This is a genomic window from Variovorax sp. 10N420, assembly GCF_056394705.1.
Genome location: NZ_JBFTIJ010000012.1, coordinates 51,574 through 74,468, shown reverse-complemented (window position 1 = coordinate 74,468; position 22,895 = coordinate 51,574). Strand labels below are relative to the sequence as shown.

At 64.5% G+C, this 22,895-nt stretch carries 22 protein-coding genes; 9 read left to right on the top strand and 13 right to left on the bottom strand.

The window, feature by feature from the left end; all coding sequences use genetic code 11:
* Positions 1-2 precede the first annotated feature (2 nt).
* Genes AC1DEK_RS24835 through AC1DEK_RS24825 form a run of 3 tightly spaced genes read right to left on the bottom strand, consistent with a single transcriptional unit; the run spans position 3 to position 2,574 of the window.
* Entirely contained in the window at positions 3-791 is a 789-nt protein-coding gene (locus AC1DEK_RS24835; RefSeq protein WP_478127971.1) for a TSUP family transporter, read from the bottom strand.
* Complete coding sequence (locus tag AC1DEK_RS24830) at positions 788-1,588, bottom strand: HpcH/HpaI aldolase family protein (protein ID WP_478127970.1); 801 nt, start codon at positions 1,586-1,588, stop codon at positions 788-790. Before AC1DEK_RS24830 ends, AC1DEK_RS24835 begins: the two co-directional genes overlap by 4 nt.
* 14 nt (positions 1,589-1,602) lie before the next feature.
* Positions 1,603-2,574 (bottom strand): Bug family tripartite tricarboxylate transporter substrate binding protein, encoded by a 972-nt coding sequence (locus AC1DEK_RS24825; RefSeq protein WP_478127969.1) that lies wholly within the window; start codon positions 2,572-2,574, stop codon positions 1,603-1,605.
* A 169-nt stretch (positions 2,575-2,743) separates the two neighbouring features.
* Here AC1DEK_RS24825 and AC1DEK_RS24820 point away from each other — a divergent pair, with 169 nt between their 5' ends.
* From AC1DEK_RS24820 to AC1DEK_RS24790, 7 genes are all read left to right on the top strand, one after another.
* Positions 2,744-3,793: a LacI family DNA-binding transcriptional regulator gene (locus AC1DEK_RS24820; RefSeq protein ID WP_478127968.1), complete on the top strand. Its 1,050-nt coding sequence runs from the start codon at positions 2,744-2,746 to the stop codon at positions 3,791-3,793.
* 82 nt (positions 3,794-3,875) lie between these two features.
* The gene (locus AC1DEK_RS24815; protein WP_478127967.1) at positions 3,876-4,934 is read left to right on the top strand and encodes a LacI family DNA-binding transcriptional regulator; all 1,059 of its coding nucleotides are present in this window, start codon (positions 3,876-3,878) and stop codon (positions 4,932-4,934) included.
* Between the two features lie 193 nt (positions 4,935-5,127).
* A complete protein-coding gene (locus AC1DEK_RS24810; protein ID WP_478127966.1) occupies positions 5,128-6,000 on the top strand; it encodes an SDR family NAD(P)-dependent oxidoreductase in 873 nt (290 codons plus the stop codon).
* A gap of 22 nt (positions 6,001-6,022) precedes the next feature.
* On the top strand, positions 6,023-6,586 hold the full coding sequence (locus AC1DEK_RS24805) for a carboxymuconolactone decarboxylase family protein (protein ID WP_478127965.1): 564 nt from the start codon (positions 6,023-6,025) through the stop codon (positions 6,584-6,586).
* 109 nt (positions 6,587-6,695) lie between these two features.
* A complete protein-coding gene (locus AC1DEK_RS24800) occupies positions 6,696-7,697 on the top strand; it encodes a Bug family tripartite tricarboxylate transporter substrate binding protein (protein WP_478127964.1) in 1,002 nt (333 codons plus the stop codon).
* A gap of 109 nt (positions 7,698-7,806) precedes the next feature.
* Complete coding sequence (locus AC1DEK_RS24795) at positions 7,807-8,331, top strand: carboxymuconolactone decarboxylase family protein (RefSeq protein ID WP_478127963.1); 525 nt, start codon at positions 7,807-7,809, stop codon at positions 8,329-8,331.
* A gap of 61 nt (positions 8,332-8,392) precedes the next feature.
* On the top strand, positions 8,393-9,244 hold the full coding sequence (locus AC1DEK_RS24790) for an SDR family NAD(P)-dependent oxidoreductase (RefSeq protein WP_478127962.1): 852 nt from the start codon (positions 8,393-8,395) through the stop codon (positions 9,242-9,244).
* Positions 9,245-9,316: 72 nt separating this feature from the next.
* On the opposite strand, the gene AC1DEK_RS24785 is transcribed toward AC1DEK_RS24790, so the two are convergent.
* Both AC1DEK_RS24785 and AC1DEK_RS24780 read right to left on the bottom strand, forming a co-directional pair.
* Positions 9,317-11,341: a 4-oxalomesaconate tautomerase gene (locus AC1DEK_RS24785; RefSeq protein WP_478127961.1), complete on the bottom strand. Its 2,025-nt coding sequence runs from the start codon at positions 11,339-11,341 to the stop codon at positions 9,317-9,319.
* A 1-nt stretch (position 11,342) separates the two neighbouring features.
* Positions 11,343-12,314 carry a Bug family tripartite tricarboxylate transporter substrate binding protein gene (locus AC1DEK_RS24780; protein WP_478127960.1) on the bottom strand — a complete coding sequence of 324 codons (972 nt, stop codon included), beginning with the start codon at positions 12,312-12,314 and terminating at the stop codon, positions 11,343-11,345.
* 121 nt (positions 12,315-12,435) lie between these two features.
* Here AC1DEK_RS24780 and AC1DEK_RS24775 point away from each other — a divergent pair, with 121 nt between their 5' ends.
* Entirely contained in the window at positions 12,436-13,365 is a 930-nt protein-coding gene (locus AC1DEK_RS24775; protein ID WP_478127959.1) for a LysR family transcriptional regulator, read from the top strand.
* A gap of 38 nt (positions 13,366-13,403) precedes the next feature.
* Here the strand turns inward: AC1DEK_RS24775 and dctA are convergent, their stop codons facing one another.
* From dctA to AC1DEK_RS24735, 8 genes are all read right to left on the bottom strand, one after another.
* Complete coding sequence (gene dctA / locus AC1DEK_RS24770; RefSeq protein WP_478127958.1) at positions 13,404-14,738, bottom strand: C4-dicarboxylate transporter DctA; 1,335 nt, start codon at positions 14,736-14,738, stop codon at positions 13,404-13,406.
* A gap of 79 nt (positions 14,739-14,817) precedes the next feature.
* Positions 14,818-16,164 (bottom strand): class-II fumarase/aspartase family protein, encoded by a 1,347-nt coding sequence (locus AC1DEK_RS24765; protein WP_478127957.1) that lies wholly within the window; start codon positions 16,162-16,164, stop codon positions 14,818-14,820.
* A 42-nt stretch (positions 16,165-16,206) separates the two neighbouring features.
* Positions 16,207-17,037, bottom strand: a complete 831-nt coding sequence (locus AC1DEK_RS24760; protein WP_478127956.1) for an HpcH/HpaI aldolase/citrate lyase family protein — start codon at positions 17,035-17,037, stop codon at positions 16,207-16,209.
* A 10-nt stretch (positions 17,038-17,047) separates the two neighbouring features.
* Complete coding sequence (locus AC1DEK_RS24755; protein ID WP_478127955.1) at positions 17,048-18,238, bottom strand: CaiB/BaiF CoA transferase family protein; 1,191 nt, start codon at positions 18,236-18,238, stop codon at positions 17,048-17,050.
* A 33-nt stretch (positions 18,239-18,271) separates the two neighbouring features.
* Entirely contained in the window at positions 18,272-19,132 is an 861-nt protein-coding gene (locus AC1DEK_RS24750) for an HTD2 family dehydratase (RefSeq protein ID WP_478127954.1), read from the bottom strand.
* Positions 19,133-19,236: 104 nt separating this feature from the next.
* Positions 19,237-19,932 (bottom strand): hypothetical protein, encoded by a 696-nt coding sequence (locus tag AC1DEK_RS24745; protein WP_478127953.1) that lies wholly within the window; start codon positions 19,930-19,932, stop codon positions 19,237-19,239.
* Positions 19,933-19,946: 14 nt separating this feature from the next.
* The gene (locus tag AC1DEK_RS24740; RefSeq protein WP_478127952.1) at positions 19,947-20,969 is read right to left on the bottom strand and encodes a Gfo/Idh/MocA family protein; all 1,023 of its coding nucleotides are present in this window, start codon (positions 20,967-20,969) and stop codon (positions 19,947-19,949) included.
* Between the two features lie 22 nt (positions 20,970-20,991).
* Complete coding sequence (locus AC1DEK_RS24735) at positions 20,992-21,675, bottom strand: GntR family transcriptional regulator (protein ID WP_478127951.1); 684 nt, start codon at positions 21,673-21,675, stop codon at positions 20,992-20,994.
* Between the two features lie 202 nt (positions 21,676-21,877).
* Here AC1DEK_RS24735 and dctP point away from each other — a divergent pair, with 202 nt between their 5' ends.
* The gene (dctP, locus tag AC1DEK_RS24730; RefSeq protein WP_478127950.1) at positions 21,878-22,864 is read left to right on the top strand and encodes a TRAP transporter substrate-binding protein DctP; all 987 of its coding nucleotides are present in this window, start codon (positions 21,878-21,880) and stop codon (positions 22,862-22,864) included.
* Positions 22,865-22,895: the final 31 nt, after the last annotated feature.

Here is a 22,895-nt window from a genome sequence, read left to right as displayed (position 1 = left end):
CACTATTGCGCCCACGCGGTCGCGATCAGCGTCGAACCTGCGGCGGCCAGCAGGCCGCCTACCAGCCACTTCAGCGTCTCAGGCTTCAACCGGTTCGGCAGCTTGTGGTGCAGCCGCGTGGCGCCATAGACCATGGGCAGCGCGCAGGCGGCCAACAATGCGGAGCGCAGCGAGAAATGCCCCATCGCCAGCACGATCACCAGCCGCACCAGCGAGTTCAAAGCGAACATCAATAGCAAAGCGCGGCGCACCAGTTCGCGGTCCAGGGGCTGGCGGTACATGTGGAACACGATGGGCGGCCCCGAGCTCGCGAACAGGCCGCCCAGCAAGCCCGAGAGAGCGCCTATGAGCCCGAAGCTCCACGGGCGCGACACCCGTGCCAGCGGCTTGCCCTGCAAGATCAGCAGCGCCGCGCAACCGAGAATCGAAAGCCCCAGCAAGCCGCGCAGCCACGACACAGCGCTGCCGCTGAGCCACGCGAGGAGCGCCAGTCCCGCCATCACGCCCAAGGTGCTGCCCTTGAGAGCGGGCAGCATCAAGCGCCAGGGCACCACGCCGGGCCGAGCGCGAAAATAGGTCCACGCGTTGACCAGGCTCAGCACCATGGCTGCGTTGGCCGCGTCACTGACCGTGGCGACATGAAACACCGACACCAGCCCCAGCAGGACCAGGCTGAAGGCGAAGCCCGTGAGGTTCTGCGTGTAGGTGGCCAGCGCCACGCAAGCCATGAAGACCAGCACCGGGCCGGCCTGTGAATACAGCGCCTGCACGACCTCTGCGTTGGATATCAATACACGCTGCTGTCGAAGCCGCGCGCCAGGCTCGGCTGAATGGCCTGGATGAAGGCCGTGGCCTGCTGCATCAGCATGCCCAGGTCCGAGGCCACGGCCACGAACGAATAGCCCATGGCGATGAAGCTCGACACCACCGCCGGCGTCGGCCCCACGATGCCGCACGGCATGCCGATCTTGCGGCAGCGCGCAGCAACGTCGGCGATCACGTCCTGCACCTCGGGATGCAGGATGTTGCCGATGTGGCCCATGTTCGCCGACAGGTCCCCGGGACCGAGGAACAGCGCATCGACGCCCTTCACGGCCGCAATGTCCTCGAGCGCGGCCACGGCGCGCGGGGTTTCGAGCTGGACCACGGTGAACACCGAGTCGTTGGCGCGAGCGTTGTAGTTTTTCGCGGTGCCATAGCCGCTTGCGCGATGCATGGCCGCATAGCCTCGGATGCCCTCGGGCGGGTATTTCGCATACGACACGGCGCGGCGCGCTTCTTCCGCGCTCTCCACGAAGGGCACCATCACCGTCTGCGCGCCGAGGTCGAGTGCGCGCTTGAACAGCACCGGGTCGTTGGCCGCAAGGCGCACCACGGCCGCAGCAGTCGTGCCGGCCAGTGCCTGCAGGATGTGAAGCGTGTCGCGCTCGTCGATGGGCACATGCTCCTGGTCGACCAGCAGCCAGTCGAAGCCGGCGCGGCCCAGCGCTTCGGCGGTGCTGGCAATGCCCGACATGAGCCATGTACCCAGCATCGTGCCGGGTTGAGTGAGACGGTGGCGGAATGCGTTGTGAAGAGGGTCGTTCATGCGGAGCGTTCGGTTCAGTCGATCTTGATGTCGGCCTGCTTGACCACGGCGGCCATGGCGGGGGTGTCCTTGGCGATCAGCGCGCCCATCTCCTGTGGCGTGGACGACAGCACCTCGTAGCCCTGTGCCTCCAGGGGCTTGCGGAATTCGGGCGACTGCAGGATGGCGCGCAACTCCTTGTTCAGGCGCTCCACCACCGGCGCGGGCGTGCCGCTGCGCACGAGGATGCCGTTCCACACGATATTCACCACACCCGGGACGCCGGCCTCCGCGAAGGTGGGCACGTCGGGCATGACGGGCGAGCGCTTGGTGTCGGCCACCGCGAGCACGCGCACGCTGCCCGCCTTCTTGTACGAGACCACCGCCGGCAGGTTGTGGAACATCATCGGGATCTGCCCCGCGAGCACGTCGTTGAGCGCGGGCGGGCCGCCCTTGTAGGGCACGTGCGTGAGCTTCACGCCGGCCTTGTCCTGGAACTCCACGCCCGTGAGATGCATGGTGTTGCCATTGCCGGCCGAGCCGAAGACAAGGTCGCCGGGTTTCTTCTTCGCGGCTGCGATCACATCGGCCACGCTTTTGTAAGGCGTGGCTGCGCCGACCACCAGCACATTGGGCATCTGGTGCGTGAGCGTGACGGGCTGCAGGTCCTTGAGCACGTCGTAACCCACCGACTTGTAGAGCGCGGGGTTCACCGTGAGGGTGCTGGTGGAGCCCAGCAGCATGGTGTAGCCGTCGGCCGGCTGAGTGCGCGCCACCCACGCCGAGCCGATGTTGCCGTTGGCCCCTGCACGGTTGTCGATGACCACGGGCTGGCCCAGCCGCTGCGACAGCGCCTGCGCAAGCGGGCGCGCGATCTGGTCGGCCACGCCGCCTGCGGGGTACGGCACGAGCAGCGTCAGCGGATGGTCGGGAAAGGTGCCCTCGGCGTGAGCCGAGAGCGCCGATGCGAATGCGAGCGAGGCTGCGAGGGCCAAGCGAACTTTCATGTCTTGTGTCTCCGTCCAGTAATCGAGCGATGGCTCAGTCCGCAGCCGTTTTTGCGGTGGATGATGTTACCGATAACATTTCGCTCGAATGTATAGTTCACCGCGCTCCCCGTCAATGCCTCGAACCCTCAAGAAACCCCTCCCCGCCCGCGCCTCGGAAGAGCCGCGCGTGCGCGCGCCGCGACGCAAGCTGGTCACGCACACGATCCACGATGTAGCGGCTCTGGCCGGCGTGTCGTCGATCACTGTGTCGCGCTATTTCAATGCGCCCGACAAGGTGTCGCAGGCGGTCAGAGAGCGGCTGCGCGAGGTGATCGCGGCCACAGGCTATGTCCCGAGCCAGGTGGCAGGCCGGCTCGCCTCGGGCCAGGCGCGCGTGGTGGGCGCGGTGATGCAGAACACCGCGAGCACGACCTTTGCCGACCTTGTGCGCGGCATGACCGACGGTTTCGACACCGCGGGCCTGCAACTGCTGCTGGCCAACACGGACTACTCGCAGCAGCTCGAGGAACGTGCCGTTCGCGCCTTCGCGGGTTGGCACCCGAGCGCGCTCATCGTCACGCGCGACGACCACACACCCGACACCGAAGCGCTGCTGCGCGCAGTGCGTGCGCCGGTCGTCGAGACCTGGGGCCTCGTGCCGGGGCGGCCGTTTCACCAAGTCGGCTTTCCGCATGATCAGGTGGGGGTGGAGCTCGCGCGGCACTTCATCGAACAGGGCGCCAGACGCATCCGTTTCGCGATGCGGCCCGTGTCACAGGACTTTCGCGCGCAGCAACGCGCGATGGGATATGCGGCGGCGATGCGCGACGCCGGCTTGAAGATCGACATCGTCACGACCACCGAAGCAGCCGATGAATTCGAAGCGGGCGCGGAGGTGATGCGCCGCCTTCAGCAGGAACCTCGGCGAACGCGCGCGCAAGCCATCGTGTTCGCGAACGACAGCATGGCTGCCGGCGCAATTCTGCAGGCGCCTTCGCTGGGCCTCCAATTGCCCAGCGATTGCGCCGTTTCGGGCTTTGGCGATGCACCCATTGCGGCGCACCTGCACCCTGCCCTCACCACCATGCGTCCCGCGCCCTACGAGATCGGCATGAAAGCCGCGCGCCTGGTGCTCGAGTTGATGGCGCAAGGCCCGCAAAGGGAGCCCATACCGCGGCAACTGCACGTCGTGCCCTGCCGCCTTGTCGTGCGCGACAGTTCTCGCATCGTTCGCTGAGGATCGCCCAAGGCGGCGCTCGGCACCGCGCTCAGCTTCGTCTTGCATAGAATCTCGCGCTTCGGGAAAGAGCTCACACGATATGAACCCCAAGGCCGGCAAGGCGAGCATCAAGGATGTGGCCACGCTCGCGGGCGTGTCGCTCGGCAGCGTCTCGCGGGTGATCAACAACGTCGAGAACGTCAGCCCCGAGGTGCGCCAGTGCGTCGAGCGCGCAATGCGCGAGCTCGACTATCAGGTCAACCATGCGGCGAAGACGCTGCGCTCGCGCAGTTCGAGCACAGTGGGGTGCATGCTCACCGACGTCTCCAACCCGCTGTACGCCAGACTCTACGGCAGCTTCGAGGCCAAGCTGCGCAAGGCCGGCTACATGGTGCTGTTGGCCAACAGCCTGAACGATCCGCAACGTGAGCTCGAAATCCTCTCGATGTTCAAGAGCCGACGCATGGACGGTGCGCTCATCGCGCCGGGCAATGAACGCGATCCCGCGATTCTGGAGGCGGTCGAGAAGCTGGGCATGCCGGTGGTGATCCTCGACCGCGACATGGACGTCGAGCAGGACCAGCTGCTGTTCGACCATGGGCGCGGCATGAGGGAAGCAGTGCGGCACCTCGCGAGCCTTGGCCACCGCGACATCGGCCTGCTGGTCGCTGGCACGCAGAACCGACCGATGCGCCGGCGCATCGAGGGCTTCAAGGCCGGGCTCAAGGCGAACGGCCTGGAGACGCGGCCTGAGCACCTGGTGCGGCTTGCGACCTCGACCAGCCCGGCCTTCGAGGAGGTCACCCGACTGCTCGAGGGCCGGGTGCGTCCGACGGCCCTCGTCACGCTTGGCACAAGCGTGCTCGCTGACGTGCTGAACGCCATCGCCGCACAAGGTTTGCGCATTCCGCAGGACATCTCGCTCGTCACCATGGGCGACCCGGACTTCGCGCGCAGCCACCGCCCGCCAATCAGCAGCGTGACGATCAACCTCGATCTCGTTGTGGAAGACGGCGCAAGGATGCTGCTCGAGCGCATGCGCGAAATGACAGACGCGCCACCGCGACGCGTGATCGTGCCCACGCAGTTCGTGCTGCGCGGCTCGTGCGGGCCGGCCCCGGCCCAGCCATCGAAGCGCCGCAAAAGCATGCCGAACTGAGCGCGCCTTCGCGCTCTCCACTCGTTCTACTCGCCTCACGGTCGCGCGCGCGAGCGCCGATCACATCGGCCATACACCTCTTGATGAAACGTTTCACCCTAGGAGAAACACCGTTCCTTGTACTCAGATGCGGTCCTAAGCTGCGGGACGTCATTCATTCATTGCGCCCACTGATCGGCCGGGTGCCCTCGCCGTGAACACCATCTCATCCATTCCTTCCTCAACGACCCATTCCCAAGCGGCGAGCAGCAGCCTCGAAGGGCGTGTCGCCATCGTGACTGGCGCTGGCTCGCGCACCGCCGAGATTGGCAATGGCCGTGCCGCGGCCATCCTGCTCGCACGCCGTGGCGCTCGGGTGCTGCTGCTCGACATGCAGCTGGAGGCCGCCCGCGAGACCGAACGCATGATCTCGACCGGCGGTGGCATAGCCCTCGCCGCGGCATGCGACGTGTCGGAGGCCGCGCAGTGCCGCCAGGCGGTGGCCAGCGCGGTCGAGGCCTGGGGGCGCCTCGACATCCTCGTCAACAACGTCGGCATCGGCGGGCCCGCCGGCAACGCGGTCGACCTCGACGTCGAGGAGTGGGACCGCGCATTGCGCGTCAACGTCACTTCAATGATGCTCATGGCCAAGTACGCCATCCCCGAGATGCGCAAGGTCGGCAGCGGCGCCATCGTCAACATCGCCTCGGTTGCCGGGCTGATCGGCGGCACACCGGCCCTGCTCTATCCGACCTCGAAGGGGGCGGTGGTCAACATGACCCGCGCCATGGCCGCGCACCACGGCGTCGAGGGCATCCGCGTCAACTGTGTGGCGCCGGGCATGGTCTACACGCCGATGGTCGCAGGGCGCATGACCCCCGAGGTGCGCGAACAGCGCCGCAAGCGCTCATTGCTGCAGACAGAGGGCTCTGGGTGGGATGTAGGCCATGCCGTGGCCTACCTTGCAAGCGACGAGGCTCGCTGGGTGACGGGCGTGATCCTGCCGGTGGACGCTGGCACCACCGCGGGCAACGCGCCCTCGCCGGGCCTCAAGCCCGACCCGAAGCCCGAAGCAAAGGCCGCCTGAGCCCATTTCGAAAGACCACGCCATGCCCCGCGTTCCCCTGCTTCCCGATCATCCCGAAGACCCCGCCGCGAAAAGCCTGTTTGATCAGGTTCGCGCGGCGCGCGGGCCCGACTTCCACATGCCCCATCTGTATCGCGTGCTTGGAACCGCGCCGGAGATGTTTCGCGCCTGGCTGGATTTCGCCTGGCCGCTGCGCCTGAACGCCAAGACTTCGCGCCCCGTGCGTGAGCTGCTGATTCTGCGTGGCGCGCAGGTCGCCGGCACCGCCTACGAATGGGCGCACCACTTGCCGATGGCCATCGCCGCCGGCGTGAGCGATGCGCAGATCGATGCGCTCGCGAACTGGCGCGCCTCCGACCTCTTCGATGCCTGCGAGCGCGCCGTCCTTCAGCTCGCCGAGGAGGTCACTCGTGGCCCCTCGGCCTCCGAGGCCACGGTAGTGCAGCTCAAGGCTTGCGGCTTCGACGATGCGGCCGTCGTAGAGCTGGTGCTGACTGCAAGCTTCTACGTGTGCGTGAGTCGCTTCCTGCAGACGATGGACGTTGAACTCGAGCCGGGCTACGAGGAGTACCTCGCGCGCATGTGAGAGGGCCTGGTTTTCGCCTCAGGAGACAACGCGACAGTCAAGCCGTCTTTTTTTTACTCAGGGAGACAGTGTCTAGGCCTATGGCCTGAAAGCGAAGGAGAGAAGACCAGTGAACATCACCTTTATCGGAACTCGTCGACAAATGGCGGTTCTCGCGATGGCCGCGACCGCGAGCGCTGCGCTCTTGATGAGTGCTGGCGCTGCGGCGCAGGAGTCGGGATTTCCGGACCGACCGCTCAAAATCATCCTGATGTTTCCCGCCGGCAACGGCTTGGATACCAGCACACGCAATTTTGCCGATGCGCTTTCCAAGGAAATCGGCCAGCCGGTGGTGGTGGACAACCGTCCCGGCGCCAACGGGGTGATTGCTTTCTCGGGCGTCAAAATGGCGCCGGCCGATGGCTATACCTTGCTGGTGGGGAGTTCCTCAGGAATGACCATCCCCGTCGCCTTCGGCAAAACATTGCCCTACGACCCGTTCAAGGACTTCAAGCCGATAGGAGGCATGCTGCGCGCGCCGGCCATCTTCACCGTGCCGCCCGACTCGAAAATCACCTCGATGCGTGCCTTGGCCGAAGTCGCGAAAACCAGGCCCAATCCGCTCACCATTGCCACCTACTCGGATGGCTACTACCTGACGTCGCAGCGGCTCGCCAACATGGCCGGCATCAAGCTGCAGAACGTGCCGTACAAGGGATATCCGGTCGCCCTGCCAGATCTTGCTGCCGGGCGTGTCGACATCGCCTATGGCGACGCCACGGCAACACAGGAGCTCATCAAGGCTGGCAAGATCCGCCCGCTCGCAGTGACCGGCACATCGCGGCATCCGAACTATCCCGACGTACCGACGGTGGCCGAAAGCGGCTTTCCCGAGTTCTCCTACTACAGCTGGGACATCTTTCTGGTCCGCAGCGAAACACCCGCTCCCGTCACCGAGAAGCTCAAGGCAGCGGTCCGTCGCGTGTTGAATGGTCACGAGTACCCGGCATCGCTCCGCGCGAACGGATCAGAACCGATGATGGATGACCTGCCCGCAATCCAGAAGATGTTGACCGACGAAGTGGCGCTCTACAAATCATTGATCGCGAGCACTGTCGGAGAAACCCGTTGAGGCGGCAAACGCCGCACGCGGGCGATCTGCCTCGAGCAGTGTGACCGGCCGGCGCCCGCAACGCGGGCCCGGGCATTCCTTCATTCCCTCCAACCACTTCACGAGACACATGGCCCGCATTCCCTACTTCGACCTCGCGCAGGCTCCCGAGTCGTACACGCGCCTCATCGCTTCGCGCCCGCCGCTCAACCTCTACCGAATGCTCCCGCACGCGGGCAAGGCCGCGGAGGGCTTCCTCGCTCTGGGCGGTGCGATCCTGCGTGACAACAAGCTCGACTCCAGGCTGCGCGAGATTGCGATCCTCCGCGTGGGGATCCTGAGCGGCGCGTCCTACGAGGTGCACCAGCACAAGCGAGTCGCCCGCCGCGTGGGACTCGCAGAAGACAAGATCGCGGCGCTCGACAAAGGTGCCAACACCGCCGCGCTGGACGAGACCGAGAAGATGGTGCTTGCCTACACCGACCAGGTGCTGCTGCATGTGAAGGCGCCCGACGCGATGTTCGAGGCGCTGTGCGAGCGGCTTTCGCCGGGCATCGTCGCGGAGCTCACGCTGGTCATCGGCTTTTACATGCTGGTCAGCCGATTTCTCGAGAACTTCGAAGTCGACATCGAACCACCCGGCACGATCGAGTGAACCGCACCGCCCGCCGGGCATCCACCCTTTGCTCTTTCCGACAACAACAGCTCCCAGAACCATGAACCTCGCTCCCCAGGAACTCGCACCCGCCCTTCAGATGCACGAAGAAACGCTGGGCCGGGCGCCCGGCCGCGGCCGGCTACAGGGCCGTCGCGTGCTTGTGATCGGCGCCGGCCAGCGCGACATTCCCGAAGAAGACCCGCCGGTGGGCAACGGCCGTGCGATCTCGCTGCTGTTCGCACGCGAAGGCGCGAGTGTGGCCTGCGTGGACATGTCGCAGCCCGCGGTGGACCGGACCTGCGAACTGGTCGAACGCGAAGGCGGCAGGGCCTTCGCCGAAGTGGCCGATGTGCGCGATGCCGCCGCGATTGCGCCGCTGGTGCGGCGTTGCACTGAACGCCTGGGCGGACTCGACGGGATGGTGCTCAACGTCGGCATCTCTCGCGCGCTGCCGCTCGCCAACCAATCTGCTGCTACATGGGACGAGGAGTACGCGGTCAACGTGCGCAGTCACATGCTGTTCAGTCAAGCGGCGCTGGAGGTGATGTCGCCGGGCTCGTCCATCGTCCTGATGTCCTCGCTGGCAGCGGTGCGCAACACCGGGCGCAATCCGGCCTACGAGTCATCGAAGGCAGCGCAGGTGGCGCTCGCGCGCTCCATCGCGGTAGCTGGCGAGCCCAAGGGCATCCGCTGCAACGCAGTGCTGCCGGGCCTCATGGACACCCCCATGGGCCGCGACGCCTCACGGCGCCGGCCGAGCCGCGCGGCGGCCGTGCCTTTCGGCCGCCAGGGCACCGGCTGGGAAGTGGCATACAGCTGTCTGTTCCTGATCTCTCATGAATCGAGCTACGTCAACGCGCACGCGCTGATGGTCGATGGCGGGCTGGGCGTGGGCGTGGCTCGCACGTAAGCCGCCCGACGCCTGCCCCACAGACGATGAGGGCCTTCGTCACGCTGGCACCAAGCCGCTGGGACCCACGCGTCAATCAAGATCGAGTGGGCGCGACTCTTTCGGTGCAATCTCTGCCTGAGCGACGACTCGGCGCCAACGGTCCAGATCCTCCTTCATCCTTTGCGCAAGCGCATCGGCACTTCCGGGCTCGGTGCGCGCGCCGTGGCTTTCGAAGCGTTCGACGACCTCTGGATCGACAAGCACATCGTTCAGCGCTTTGTTGAGGCGATCAATGGCTGCGGCCGGTGTACCGGCTGGCGCGAACAGTCCATACCATTGCACGACATCGACCCCCGCTACGCCCATCTCTGCGAGTGTCGGCACCGCAGGAAGCGCCTTCAGACGCTTCGGTCCTGCCACTGCCAACGCGCGCAGCTGGCCCGCACGGATGAACGGATATGCGGTGAACAAGCTGGGGAACATGATCTGCGTTCGAGCCATGACTGTGTCAGCAATCGCAGGCGCCGCTCCCTCGTATGTTTCACTGTCCATGCTCGTCCCGGTGCTGAGCTGAAACAGTTCGGCGGCAAAGTGCGGCGGCGTCCCTTCGCCGGCGGATGCGTAGCTGAAACAGCGCGGTGCGCCCTTGAGCCTGGCGACGATCGCGTGCAGGTCGGCAGCATCCAGATCAGGATGAGTGACCATCAAGGTCGGCGAAGAACCGATCAGCCCGACCGGCTCGAAATCGCTGACCGGGTCGTAGCCCAAGCTTTGCAGGGCCGGGTTCATCGCGTGCGTACCGACGTAGCCAAACATCAGCGTATGTCCGTCGGGCGCAGAGCGCACCACGTATTCGCTGGCGATGGCGCCATTCGCCCCGGCCCGGTTGTCAACCAGCACCTGCTGGCCGAGCAGCGGGGCCAGCTTGGCCGCGATGATGCGAGCCATGGTGTCGTTGCCCCCACCAGCGCGGGTCGGCACGATGATGGTCAGAGCCTTGTGCGGGAAGTCGCACGACTCCGCGTCTCGTGCTTCAGGACGGGAGAACACATAGTCGGGTAGATGCAGTTCGCCTTGCATGATCTTTCGCGCCGTGCGGACCAGGGCCGCGCGTTCCACGCGCGCGGCACCGCCGCTGCCCCTCAACTCGACTTCGACGTCGATCTGTCCCGCAGGATGCAATACGACCAGCTTGTGGAGCCCCGGTTCGCGCGCTGGCCCGCTCGCGACTGTCCCCGGCAGCGCAAACGCGCTCGCCACTCCGATCGCTCCGGTCACGGCATGTGATGAATGGCATTTGCGCGGAGTGAAGTAGCGCGAGGTGATGCTGTCTTTCAATTCGCCAGCGCTCACCAGGACCGGCTTTGGAATGACGCTGTTGGATACGTCGCCCAGACCCATCCTGCGCCCGGCCTCCAGCCGAAGGGTCTCCAGGCGCTCGAGCAGGGTCGCGTCCGCATCGAGCGCCGCAGGCTTCTCGCGCCCGGTGAGACCGAGATCGCCGGCGCGCACGATCATCAGCGGCATGGCGGCATCGATGCACGTCACCTCCATACCGCCGATCGTGTCGATGCGCCGGCCGGTCGGGAAGACCTGCCCCGTGACCGCCCCCCACGCGTCGAGAAAGTTGAGCAGGATCGGCGCCGACGTGCCGGCCACCCCATCGATGCGCGCGTCGCCTTCGTAAGTGACGCGGCCGCCGGGCGTTCGCACCGTCACGTCGATGCGCGATCTGGTGTTGACGTTGTAGACCCGAACGCTGGTGGTGCCGTTCGTCGCAGGAATCAACCCCTGTTCGATCGCGAAAGGCGCGACGCCAGATAGCATGTTCCCGCAATTCGGCCGGGTGTCGATGGAACGATGGCCGACGCCTACCTGCGCGAACAAATAGTCGATGTCGCAGCCCGGCTGAGACGAACGCGACACGATGGCGACCTTGCTGTTGAGCGTGCTGCCGCCGCCCACGCCGTCGAGCTGCAACGGGTCCGACGCGCCGATGGCGCCGATCAGCGCCTGATCACGGGCCTCGTCGCCGTCCGGCAGCCATTCGCGCAGGAAGAATGGACCCCGTGAAGTACCGGCGCGCATCAGCACGCAAGGGATAGACCTGTTCATCTCAATCTGCGGTGATCTTGGCGGCCTGAACCACCTTCTTCCACTTGATCTGCTCCTGCGCGACGTAGGTGCGCATCTGGTCGGTCGTCATGGTCGAGACTTCGGCACCGTGGTCCTCCAGGCGCTTGACCACGCTCTTGTCGGCAAGTGCTTCATTGAGCACCTTGTTGAGCTGCTCGATCACCGCCTTCGGCGTCTTGGCCGGCGCGAAGATGCCGTACCACTGAGAGACGTCGACGTCCGCGATGCCCTGCTCCTGCAGGGTTGGCAGGTCGGGCATGAGCGCCGAGCGCCTGGGCCCTGCCACGCCCACAGCCCTCAACTTGCCGGCCTTGACATAGGGCATCGCCGTAAAGAGGCTTGGAAACATGATTTGCGTCTGGCCACCCATGGTGTCGGTAATCGCCGGCGCGGATCCCTTGTAGGGCACGTGCAGCATGCTGGTGCCGGTCGAAAGCTTGAACATCTCGGCCGCAAAGTGCGGCGCGGTGCCATTGCCCGCGGATGCGTAGCTGGTCTTGTCCGGCGCAGCCTTCAGCATCGCCACGACTTCCTTCGCATTGCCTGCCTTGACAGTTGGATTGAGCACCATCACCGTGGCCGACGACCCGACCATGCCGACGGGTTCGAAGTCCTTGGAAGGGTCGTAGCGCAGCTTTTGCAGCGCCGGGTTCATTGCATGCGTGGCGATATAGCCCAGCATGAGTGTGTAGCCGTCAGGCGCCGCACGCATCACATATTCACTGGCGATCGCACCGTTGGCGCCAGCTTTGTTGTCGACGATGACGGGCTGCTTGAGGATCGCGGACATGGCTTGCCCGATGACGCGTGCCATGGCGTCGTTGGCGCCCCCTGGCGCAGTCGGGACGATGAGCGTGAGCGACTTTTCAGGAAAGGCCGCTGCCGCGCTGCCACAAGCCAAGGATGCCGCCAACGCAACCGCGGCAATCCCGCGAATCTTCTGGGTGTTCAATTTGTCTGCTCCGGTGGACCTGGATCGAATGGTCCGCTCTTCGCAGGCTTCTGTGAATTGCATGTTGATGATCGATTGATGCAAACTGTGGATCAGTGATGTTGCTCAGGAGCTTTCCGTCATGCCCATCAACTTCAATCTCAACGACCTGCAAGCATTCCGGGCCGTGGCCGAGCTCAACAGCTTTCGCAAGGCTGCCGAGGCGCTGCATGTATCGCAGCCGGCCTTCAGTCGACGCATCGAAAAGCTCGAGGAGGCGCTGGGCGTGCGACTGCTCGATCGCACCACCCGGCGCGTGAGCCTGACCTCAGTGGGGCGCGACTTCGATCGAAAAGTCCAGCAACTCCTGGACGACCTTGACCACACGCTCCTGGGCATCCGCGGCGTGGCGGCCACCCGAATGGGCGAGGTGACGATCGCCTGCGTGCCTTCGACCGTCTATTACTTCCTGTCGCAGGTGATTTCGCGCTACCACGAGCGATACCCCAAGATCCGGGTGAGGGTCTTCGATGCGAGCGCCAACGAAGTGCTCTCGGCCGTTTCGCGGGGCGAGGCCGACTTCGGGCTGAACTTCGTCGGCGGCGAGGAGCCGGACATCGAGTTCAAGCCCTTGCTGGAAGAGCGTTTCGTAGCCGCTTGCAGGCGCGACCATCCGCTTGCCGGAAAGCGCCGTGTGAGCTGGACCGAACTGGCGCAATACGACTACATCTCGGTGAGCAAGGCGTCGGGCAACCGGCTGCTGCTGGATCAGGCCCTTTCCGGGCTGCCTGGCCGTCCGCAGAGCATCTACGAGACTCAGCACGTCACGACGATGCTCGGCCTTGTGGAAGCGGGACTCGGCGTGGCTGCGGTGCCCTCGATCGCGATGCCGGACGCGGACCACCCGTTGCTGGTGAGCATTCCGCTTCATGACCCGGTGATCACCCGCAAGATCGGCCTCATCCGGCGCAAAGGCCGGACTTTGTCGCCGGCAGCGCAGCAACTCTATGCCTTCTTCTCCGGGATGAAAGCAAAGCGCGGCAAGCCGGAAGGCCGCCGCGCGGTGAGTTGACGATCAGGAACGGGCCGTGCCCAGGGCTCGGACGGATGTCAGTGCGCAGCGCCGGTGTTCCCGAGCGGCACTGGCAAGTCCACGGAGCCCCCTTCGAGTTCGTGCTCGGTATCGCCGTAGTTGGCGGCCAATTCGCGCCTTAGCACCTCCCTGTCGCAGGCGTTCTCCCAGATCGAAACCACGACGCAGCACACGGCGTTGCTGATGGTGCTGGTGAGTGCGCGCGCCTCGGACATGAAGCGATCGATGCCCACGATCAGCGCCACCCCGGCAACCGGCAGTTCGGGCATGACGGTGAGCGTGGCCACCAGCGCGACGAAGCCGCTGCCGGTCACGCCTGCCGCGCCCTTGGAGGTCAGCAGCATGATCCCCAGCATCGATGCGATCTGGCCCCATGACAGATGGATATCGCAGGCTTGGGCGATGAACATCGACGCCAGCGTGAGATAGATGGCCGTTCCGTCGAGATTGAACGAATAGCCTGTCGGCAGCACCAGCCCGACCACGCCCTTCTTGCAACCCAGCCGTTCAAGCTTGAGCAGGAGACGGGGGAGCACCGGTTCACTCGAGGAGGTGCCGAGCACGACCAGCAGTTCTTCCTTGATGTAGCGCATCAGCTGCCACAGTCTGAAACCGTGCAGACGCGACAGTACCCCCAGCACCACAACGACGAAGAAGATGCAGGCCACATAGAAAGTGCCGATCAGCAACCCGAGCGAACCGATCGACTTGATGCCGTAGCGGCCGACGGTGAAGGCCATCGCCCCAAAAGCGCCGAACGGTGCCAGTCGCATGATGATGCCGAACGCCGCGAAAAGCATGTGCGAGAAGCCGTCGATGCCTTCGAGCACCGGCTTGGCTGCCGTTCCGATGCGGGTCAGGCCGAAGCCGCACAACACGGCCAGCAACAGCACCGGCAATACCTCGCCGTCGGCGAACGCACCGAAGAAGGCATTGGGGATGATGTGAAGCACGAAGTCGGTAAAGCCATGGATGTGAATTTCATTCGCGAACCGTGTCGCCACCGAGGCATCCAGGTTCTTTGGATCGATGTGCATGCCGGCGCCTGGTTGCATGACCAAGACGGTGACGAGACCGGTGATCAACGCGAGGATCGTCAGGGCATAGAACAGACCCATGGCCTTCAGAAGCGTCTTGCCGATTTCCTTTGAATCACCCAGCGAGGTGATGCCGGTGACGATCGTGCAGAACACCACCGGCGCAATCATCATCTTCACCAGCTTGACGAAACCGTCGCCGATCGGCTTGAGGCTGGCGCCGAAATCCGGCCAATAGTGGCCTACGGTGATGCCGAGGATCAGGCCGATCAGGACCTGCACATAGAGAAGCTTCAAGAGTTTTCGGGTGTTCACGACGTTGTCTCCGGTTTGAAAGGCGCACGAATGCATACCGGTCTGCGCCGGCTGGATTGAAGCGGCGGACTGAACGGTCTCAGCGCCGCGCGCTGAGCACGCGATCGACCATGACACCGGCTTGGCCGAGGTTGTTGGCCGGGTCACACATTGCATTGAGTTGGGCACGCGAGACGTGCTTGCGGATCTCCGGGTGGTCGACCAGGATCTCGATCAGCGGACGGTTGTCGGCGAGTGCCTGGCGGCACAAGTCGTACACCAGATCGTGGGCATATTCACGGCCGATGTACGGGCCAAGCCCCATCATCACGGCTTCTGACATCACGAGACCGTTTGTCATGTCGATATTGGCGCGCATGCGAGTCGTGTCGACCTCAAGCCCCTTCAGGACGAACTTGGTCTGTTTCAATGCCCCTGAAATCAGGCAGAAGATCTCGGGAAGCGACACCCACTCGATTTCCCATGGCCCGGTCGAGCGTTCGTGGTCCGCCACCATTGCATCCATCAGCGCCGCCGCATGCTGGCGCGCAACAGAAATGTTGGCGTGAATATAGAGGCAGGAGATGGGGTTGCGCTTCTGCGGCATGGTCGACGACGAGCCGCGGCCCGGCGCGAACGGCTCGAAGACTTCGGCCACTTCGGTCTGCATCATCAGCTTGACGTCCATGGCGATCTTGCCAAGCGAGCCGCCGACCAGGCCGAGGAAGGCCCCCACTTCCGCGATGGTGTCGCGCACCGTGTGCCACGAGATCAAGGGCTGCGCCAGGCCCAACTCCTTCATCAGCGCAGTCTGGGTTTCCATGGCGCCCTTCTCCAGCGAGGACAAGGTTCCCGATGCACCCCCGAATTCGCCCATCAGGACGCGAGGCTTGAGTTGCCGTAGGCGTTCACGATGACGATCGACACCGGCCAGGATGCTGGCCATCTTGTAGCCGAAGGTGATCGGCGTCGCCTGCTGGAGATTGGAGCGGCCGATGACAGGCGTGTCGCGGTACCTCTTCGCCAGCGCGGCAAGTGCTTCCCCGATCTCATCAAGATCTGCTTCGACGAGTGCGAGCCCTTCGCGCATCTGCAGCACGGCGGCCGTGTCGGTGATGTCCTGTGTGGTGGCGCCCCAATGGCAATACTCGCCGAGCTTGTCCCGGCAGTTCGCATTGATCTGGTTGACCACGGCAATGATGGGATAGCCGATCTGCTCGGTCTTGGCCTTCAGCTTGGGCCAGTCGATCTGCGACAGGTTGCAATTGCGGACGATCTCGTCGGCTGCTTCCTTGGGAATGATGCCGAGCTCGCCCTGGACCTTCGCGAGAGCCCGCTCGATGTCGAGGTACTTCGCGGTGCGGTTCTCGTCGGACCACACGTCGCGCATGCGTGCGTCGCTGAACATGTCGCCAAAGATGCGCGAATCGATGATGGTGGAGGCCATGCTGTTGTCTCTTTCTGATGTGGATGTTGTTGATCAGGTCTGTCAGTCGCGGGCCAGCGCGAGCGTGCGTTGCGCTTGAAGGACGACGGGCCGGTCGACCATGCGTCCGTCAAGCCGCGCAACGCCGGGAGATGCGGCATCGGCGACCAGCACCCGCCGGGCCCAGTCCAGCGCCTCCGCGCTCGGACGCAGCCCCGCGTGGACCGGCAGAACCTGGCGTGGGTGAATGCACAGCTTGGCACCGAAGCCAAACCGTCGCGCCTCGGCAAGGTCGGACAGCAGCCGCCGCTCGTCGTCGAGCTGGGGGGTGACGCCTGCTACCGGCGCAGGCAGGCCAGCCAAGCGCGACGCCACCGCAATGCGGCTCGCCGCATAGGAAAGCCCTGCGCTATCCGTCGAGATGTCAATGTCAAGGTCCAAGGCGAAATCAAGCGTGCCGAACACGAGGCGCCGCGTACCGGCGGCCGCGATGCGGTTCACTTCGGAGACGCCGCGCGCGCTTTCGATGAGGGCGAGGACAGCGGAACCGGGCAGCGCAGCCTGGATTTCACCAATCTGCGCAGCGGTCTCGGCCTTGGGAAGGAGCACGCTGGTTCCAGGGATGACGCGCAGAGCCTCGAGGTCGGCAGCGAACCAGCGAGAGCCAGCGTCGTTGATGCGCACCACGATGCGCGAGCGCTCTGCCGGCTTTGCTGCTTGCAGCCACGCCGCGATGACGCCGCGCGCCTGGGCCTTCTCGTCAAAGGCCACAGCGTCCTCGAGGTCGAACACGATCGTGTCGGCGCCGCTGGCCAGCGCTTTGTCGAAACGTTCCGGCCTGGTCCCAGGCACGAAGAGATAGGTGCGAGCGGCAGATTGCAATTCGGCGGGCATCACAGCGACCTCAGACGGCTTTGGATGTGTGCAGCCCGACGATCTCGGACGCGCTGTAGCCGAGCTCGGTCAGGATTGCGTCCGTGTGCTCGCCGAGTGCAGGCACCGGGTCCATGCGGGGCCCTGTGTCCCAGGTGCCGGGTGGCAGCATGGCCGGTACCGGTCCCATTGCAGTGCCCACCTGGGTCCAGCGCCCCCGTGCCTCGAGCTGCGGATGCGCCCAGACTTCCTTCATGGTGTTGACCTGCGCATTGGCAATCTGTGCAAGTTCGAGCCGCTCGACCACCTGCCTGCCGCTCAGCGGCTCGAAAGCGTCCACGATGATCTGGCGCAGTGCCACGCGCTCTGCCACTCGCTTGAAATTCGCCGTGAAGCGCGGGTCACTTGCGAGTCCGGGTTGCTCCAGCACCTTGTCGCAAAAGCTGACCCATTCACGCTCGTTCTGCAGGCCCAGCATCACGGTGGTGCCGTCACCGGCCGGGAACGGACCGTACGGATAGATCGTCGCGTGGCTCGCGCCGGTGCGCGGCGGCGGCTCCGCACCGTCGAAGGCGTAGTAGAGCGGATAGCTTGTCCACTCCGCCAGCGACTCCAGCATCGAGATGTCAATGCGCTGGCCCTTGCCAGTCTGGCCGCGCTGCAACAACGCCGCGAGGATGCTGCTGTAGGCATACATGCCCGCAGCGATGTCTGCGATCGAGGGGCCGGCTTTGCAAGGCTCCTCAGGCGTACCGGTGACGGAGACGAAACCGGCCTCGCTCTGGATCAACAGGTCATAGGCTTTCTTGTCGCGGTATGGGCCTGGGTTTTGCGGGTCGTCGCCGTAGCCGGAGATGTCGCACACGATCAATCCTGGCTTGGCGCTGGAGAGCTTGCGGTAGCCAAGTCCGAGGCGTGCTGCAGCACCTGGCGCCAGATTCTGCACAACCACATCGGCCTTTTCCATGATCAGCCGTTCGAGCACCTCTCCCGCATCAGGGTGCTTCACGTCCAGCGTGAGGCTTTCCTTGGAGCGATTGGTCCAGACAAAATGGGACGCCAGGCCGCGAACGCGTTCGTCGTAGCCGCGGGCGAAGTCGCCGGATCCGGGGCGTTCGATCTTGATAACGCGGGCGCCAAGGTCCGCCAGTTGGCGCGTAGCGAAGGGAGCGGCAATCGCATGCTCCAGTGTGACAACGGTGATGCCTTTGAGTGGCTGCATGAGTCTGTCTCTCTTGACGACGTGGCGGGAGGGTTAGCGCAGCACTGCGGTGGCGTCCATCGTCAGCCAGCCTTCGTGATCCGAGGCCCATAGACGAATCGTTTTGCCGTCGGCCTGCGGTTGGCCGCTGACTTGAAAAGCGTTCAGGTCGAAAGTCGGACGCACGGCCTTGAAGCGGAAGCTCTCCACGTAGGCATCTGGCAACTCGCGGCGGAGAAGGTCCATCAGCAGGGTCGCGATCAGCGGACCGTGCACGATCAGGCCCGGATAGCCCTCGACCTGCGTCACATACTGCCGGTCGTAGTGAATTCGGTGGCCATTGAAGGTCAGCGCCGAGTAGCGGAACAGCAGCACATCGTCCGGCACGATCTCGCGGCGCCAGGCGGCATCGGCCGGCGCCGCCTGGGGTGGTGGCACGACATCGTTCGGAGCCTGTGCTTCGCGATAGACGATGTCGTGGAATTCCACGAGCGCCGGCTCGAGTGCGTCATTGCAACGTACCTCGTGACGCACTTTCACGAACACGAGCTTGCCGGTGCGGCCTTCCTTCGTTGTGACGTCATCGATCGTCGAGGTGCGCACCACGCGGTCGCCCACTCGAATCGGGGAGCGGAACTCGAACTGACCGCCAGCCCACATCCGCCGAGGCAGAGGAACGGGCGGAAGGAACCCACCGCGCCTGGCATGGCCATCGGCGCCGATCTCGCTCTGGCGATGCATCGGCAGGAAATAGAGCCAATGCCAAAGTGGCGGAAGCGGAGTACCCGCAATGACTGGCGTCGCGAGATGGTCGAGGGTCGCCGTCAACGCAATGACAGGCGTGGAGTAGATGCTGTCTTCGAACGTCTCTTTGCGTCCGATCCACGATCGCAACTGGTCTCGCTGTGCGTCCACTGTTGTCTCCTTGTTGACTGCGCCAAACGGCAGCAGTTCTGGGGAGCAAGTGTGCGGCGCAGGTCAGATCAGCGGAATTGCATTGTTTGGACCTATTGATGCAATCAGCGCAATAAACCGGCGACGTCCTCGACCGTTGCCGAATGCGAGAGCGTGTAGAGACCGCTCAGTGCGCCTTCGGCCGCACCAGACGCCCGCAAGGCCGCTACACCGACATCGGCATGGACCAGCGACTCCAGGACCAGCGCGTCGTAGCCAACGGCCACGAACACCCAGTCAGCCACGCGATCGGCGGAGTTGCGAATGCGCTGCTCGGTGGTTTCGGCAACGGGCGGCGTCTGATGCCGCAACAGATGGGCGCCCACGATTCCCGGCCTCTGGACCAGAACGGCAGAGAGTGTCCTAAAGAATGTGCGCAGGTCGTCAGCGCGGCCCTCCAGTGGCGAGACCCGCAATGTCAACGCATGCCGTGCGGCGCTGGCGCCCGATGACTCGAGCACATGGCACTGGCTGCGCACCATGTTCCTGTGGTGCGGCATCATCCGCGATGACCACGGCGATGGCGTGTTCAGATGACTGACGTAGGCGGTCGATGAAAGGACCGCGTACGACGTGAGCTCGTACATGACGAAGATGCCTTCGCCCCCGTCGGCACTCGTCCAGCGCGATGCCCGCCGGAAGCCGGGCACGCTGAGCCGCTCCGGAAAGTGTTCGTGGGAGTGCCAGTCTTCGAACTCGGATTTGATCTCGGGCGCCATGTCCCACCACATGGCCAGCGCTGCATTGCCCAGAAGCGACATGTGTTCTGCTCCGCTTATTGGCCGACTTCAACCGGCACGCCATCGCGACTGCTGGCCGCAATTGCGTCGAGCGTCATCGCGATGTCGATCGATTCGGTGGGCGTGGCGCCGGTCCATTTGCTCCAGCCGAAGCGCACGAGATCGTGGAACGACTCCGCTTCTGCCAGGAAGCCTGGGAGCGCTTCGGTTTCGATCGCTTCATGCGCCGCATCCCATCCATTGCCGCGCCGCACATTCACGAGCGGTGGAAATGTGGGCCCGGTATCGTTGAAGTAGGTGGTGCTGATCGAACCCGCGTCCCCGGCAATGAACGCATGCCGATGCCGCGCCGTGGTGAAACTACACGAGATCTGCGCGAGAAGACCGTCCGGATACTCGAGCGTGGCCATTGTGCTCACGTCGACACCGGTCGCGCCCCAGCGCGACAGCGCGGACACGCGCGACGGCGCGGCACCTGCCACGGTGCGCACGAAGCTCACCGGATAGGACCCCGCATCCATCAGCGCGCCACCCGCAAGATTCGGGTCCATGCGGATGTTGGCAGCGTCCGTCAAAGGAAATCCGAACGACGCCTCGATGAGTTGGATGCGGCCGATGGCGCCCGCCGCGACGAGTTCGCGAACTTTGAGCGTTTGCGGCTGAGCCCGATACGGATAGGCTTCGACAAGGTACACGCCATTCTTCTCCGCGGCCGCGAACATGGCCCGGGCCTGCGCCGCATTGGCAGCGAGCGGCTTCTCGCACAGGACGTGTTTGCCGGCGTCGGCGGCCCGGATCGACCACTCCGCGTGCAGGTTGTTGGGAAGCGGCACGTACACCGCGTCGATGTCTGCATCGGCAAATAGCGCGTCATAGCTGGCATGGACGCGGCCGATGCCGGACTCGCGCGCGAAGGCAGTAGCGCGCTCCACGTCGCGGCTCGCAACGGCGGCGACCACGACCTTTGCCGAGGGCCGCACGGCTTCGACAAACAAACGTGCGATGCGTGCGGCGCCCAGAATGCCCATGCGCAGCGGGCCACCGGAAGAAGATGTCATGCGGTCCTCACAAGTATCTGTTTCAGGCGGCGTCCAGCACCGATGCCATTTGCGTGACGCAATCCTCGACATGAGTGATCAGCGCCTGTTGCGCGCGCTGCCAGTCCCTGGCGAGCGCGCTTTCGAGCAGGATCTGGTGCTCGTCGGCCGCCTCTTCCCCGCGGAAGACGGCGGCAATCATTTGATAGCGCAGATACTTGTCGCAGATCGACGCATAGGTCTGCAGCAGCAAGGCGGAGCCACATGCGGAGATGAGCGAGCCGTGAAACGCCCAGTCGTACTGGCGCCAGGTTTCCGGAGGAGAAGGCTCGTTGGCTGCCATTCTCTTTTCCATGGTTGCGAGCTTGTGATAGGCCGCGACCACGCGGCCTTCCCACTCCAGGTCGCCGCGCTGAAACGATTCCTTGATTCCGTGGCTCTCCAGAAGCAGCCGCATCGATGCCACATCGCGAAGGTCGGCTGAGGAGACCGCACTGACCTGGAAACCGCGCGCCCCTTCGGCCACGAGCAAGCCTTCGGTGGCAAGGCGGTTGAAGAGCTCGCGCAGCGTGCCGACGCTGGCGCCGTAAGCCTCTTTCATTCGCTCGAGCGGCAAACGGCGCCCCGGCGTCAACCGGCCCAGCACGATGTCCGAGCGGATGCGGCGATAGGCAATCCCGCTGGCGGTAGCACTGTCTGGGGAATCGAGGGAGAGGTCGGTCAACACGGGTCGCTCCTGGAAGGATCGAAGTTCAGCACAGGTTTCAGTTGCAGCTGCGCCGGGATCAGAGAATACCCTGATCCTCAGACGCATTGCTAATCCTCCAACGATTTCATAATATATCAATGTCGCTCCGCCGCGAACGCATCGCAGTCGAGAACGGCAACGGCTCAATGGTCGCCCTCGGGGCACATACAACGGAGACTTCATGAGTTCGACCTTTTCGCGTCGTGCGACGCTCGCAGCCGGCGCCTCGGCGTTGGCGCTGGGCGCCCTGCCCTCGGCATTCGCCCAAAACCGCACCAAGCTGCGCTTCAGTTCCGCCTTCACCGAACAGGATCTGCGCACGGAGGCCTACAAAAATCTGGCCGCCGCCATCAAAGACGGCTACGACTTCGAGCCCTACTGGGGCAACACGCTGTTCAAGCAGGGAGCGGAACTGGTCGCGCTGCAGCGCGGCAATCTCGAGATGTGCAATCTCGCGCCAGCCGACATCAGCAAACAGATCCCGGCGTGGTCACTCATGACGTCGGCGTACCTGTTTCGCGACGTCGATCATTTGAAGAAGACGTTCAAGAGCGATGTGGGTCGCGAGTTCATCAAGATGGCGCGCGACCAGCTTGGCATCCAGGTCATCACGCCGGTGTACTTCGGTGCGCGCAACGTAAACCTCAAGCCGACCAAGGAAATCAAGACGCCTGCCGATCTCGCAGGGATCAAGCTGCGCATGCCTCCGGGCGAGTACTGGCAGTTTCTGGGCGAGTCGATCGGCGTCAATCCCACGCCGGTGGCCTACGCCGAGGTTTATACGGCGCTGCAGTCGGGCGCGATCGACGGCCAGGACAACCCGCTGGTGGCGAGTCGCCTCATGAAGTTCGACGAAGTCACCACGCAGTTCGTGCTCACCGGCCACGTGCTGGGCTATGACGTGATGGTGATCACGACCAAGATCTGGGACGCGATGACGCCGGCGCAGCAGGCGAAATTCCAGGCGGCCGCGGAAAAGGCGATCGACGACTACACGGCCAAGTTCGTGGCCCAGGAAAAGGAAGTACAGGACTACTTCAAGAAGGAAGGCAAGAAGGTCTACACCCCGGACCTCGCCGCCTTCCGTACCTTCGCGCAAAAGAAATACGTCGACAAGTACGGCAGCGAGTGGCCCAAGGGCGCGCTCGAGCGCATCAACGCCCTTTGACGTCCGCATCGCCGCACTGCGCGGCGTGCGG

Bases quoted from the DNA above. Each gene is read 5' to 3' on its own strand.
- AC1DEK_RS24785 (WP_478127961.1), bottom strand. From the start codon at position 11,341: ATGAACAGGTCTATCCCTTGCGTGCTGATGCGCGCCGGTACTTCACGG.
- AC1DEK_RS24775 (WP_478127959.1), top strand. From the start codon at position 12,436: ATGCCCATCAACTTCAATCTCAACGACCTGCAAGCATTCCGGGCCGTG.
- AC1DEK_RS24830 (WP_478127970.1), bottom strand. From the start codon at position 1,588: ATGAACGACCCTCTTCACAACGCATTCCGCCACCGTCTCACTCAACCC.
- AC1DEK_RS24825 (WP_478127969.1), bottom strand. From the start codon at position 2,574: ATGAAAGTTCGCTTGGCCCTCGCAGCCTCGCTCGCATTCGCATCGGCG.
- AC1DEK_RS24805 (WP_478127965.1), top strand. From the start codon at position 6,023: ATGCCCCGCGTTCCCCTGCTTCCCGATCATCCCGAAGACCCCGCCGCG.
- AC1DEK_RS24815 (WP_478127967.1), top strand. From the start codon at position 3,876: ATGAACCCCAAGGCCGGCAAGGCGAGCATCAAGGATGTGGCCACGCTC.
- AC1DEK_RS24760 (WP_478127956.1), bottom strand. From the start codon at position 17,037: ATGCCCGCCGAATTGCAATCTGCCGCTCGCACCTATCTCTTCGTGCCT.
- AC1DEK_RS24790 (WP_478127962.1), top strand. From the start codon at position 8,393: ATGAACCTCGCTCCCCAGGAACTCGCACCCGCCCTTCAGATGCACGAA.
- AC1DEK_RS24740 (WP_478127952.1), bottom strand. From the start codon at position 20,969: ATGACATCTTCTTCCGGTGGCCCGCTGCGCATGGGCATTCTGGGCGCC.
- dctP (WP_478127950.1), top strand. From the start codon at position 21,878: ATGAGTTCGACCTTTTCGCGTCGTGCGACGCTCGCAGCCGGCGCCTCG.
- AC1DEK_RS24745 (WP_478127953.1), bottom strand. From the start codon at position 19,932: ATGTCGCTTCTGGGCAATGCAGCGCTGGCCATGTGGTGGGACATGGCG.
- AC1DEK_RS24795 (WP_478127963.1), top strand. From the start codon at position 7,807: ATGGCCCGCATTCCCTACTTCGACCTCGCGCAGGCTCCCGAGTCGTAC.
- AC1DEK_RS24765 (WP_478127957.1), bottom strand. From the start codon at position 16,164: ATGGCCTCCACCATCATCGATTCGCGCATCTTTGGCGACATGTTCAGC.
- AC1DEK_RS24755 (WP_478127955.1), bottom strand. From the start codon at position 18,238: ATGCAGCCACTCAAAGGCATCACCGTTGTCACACTGGAGCATGCGATT.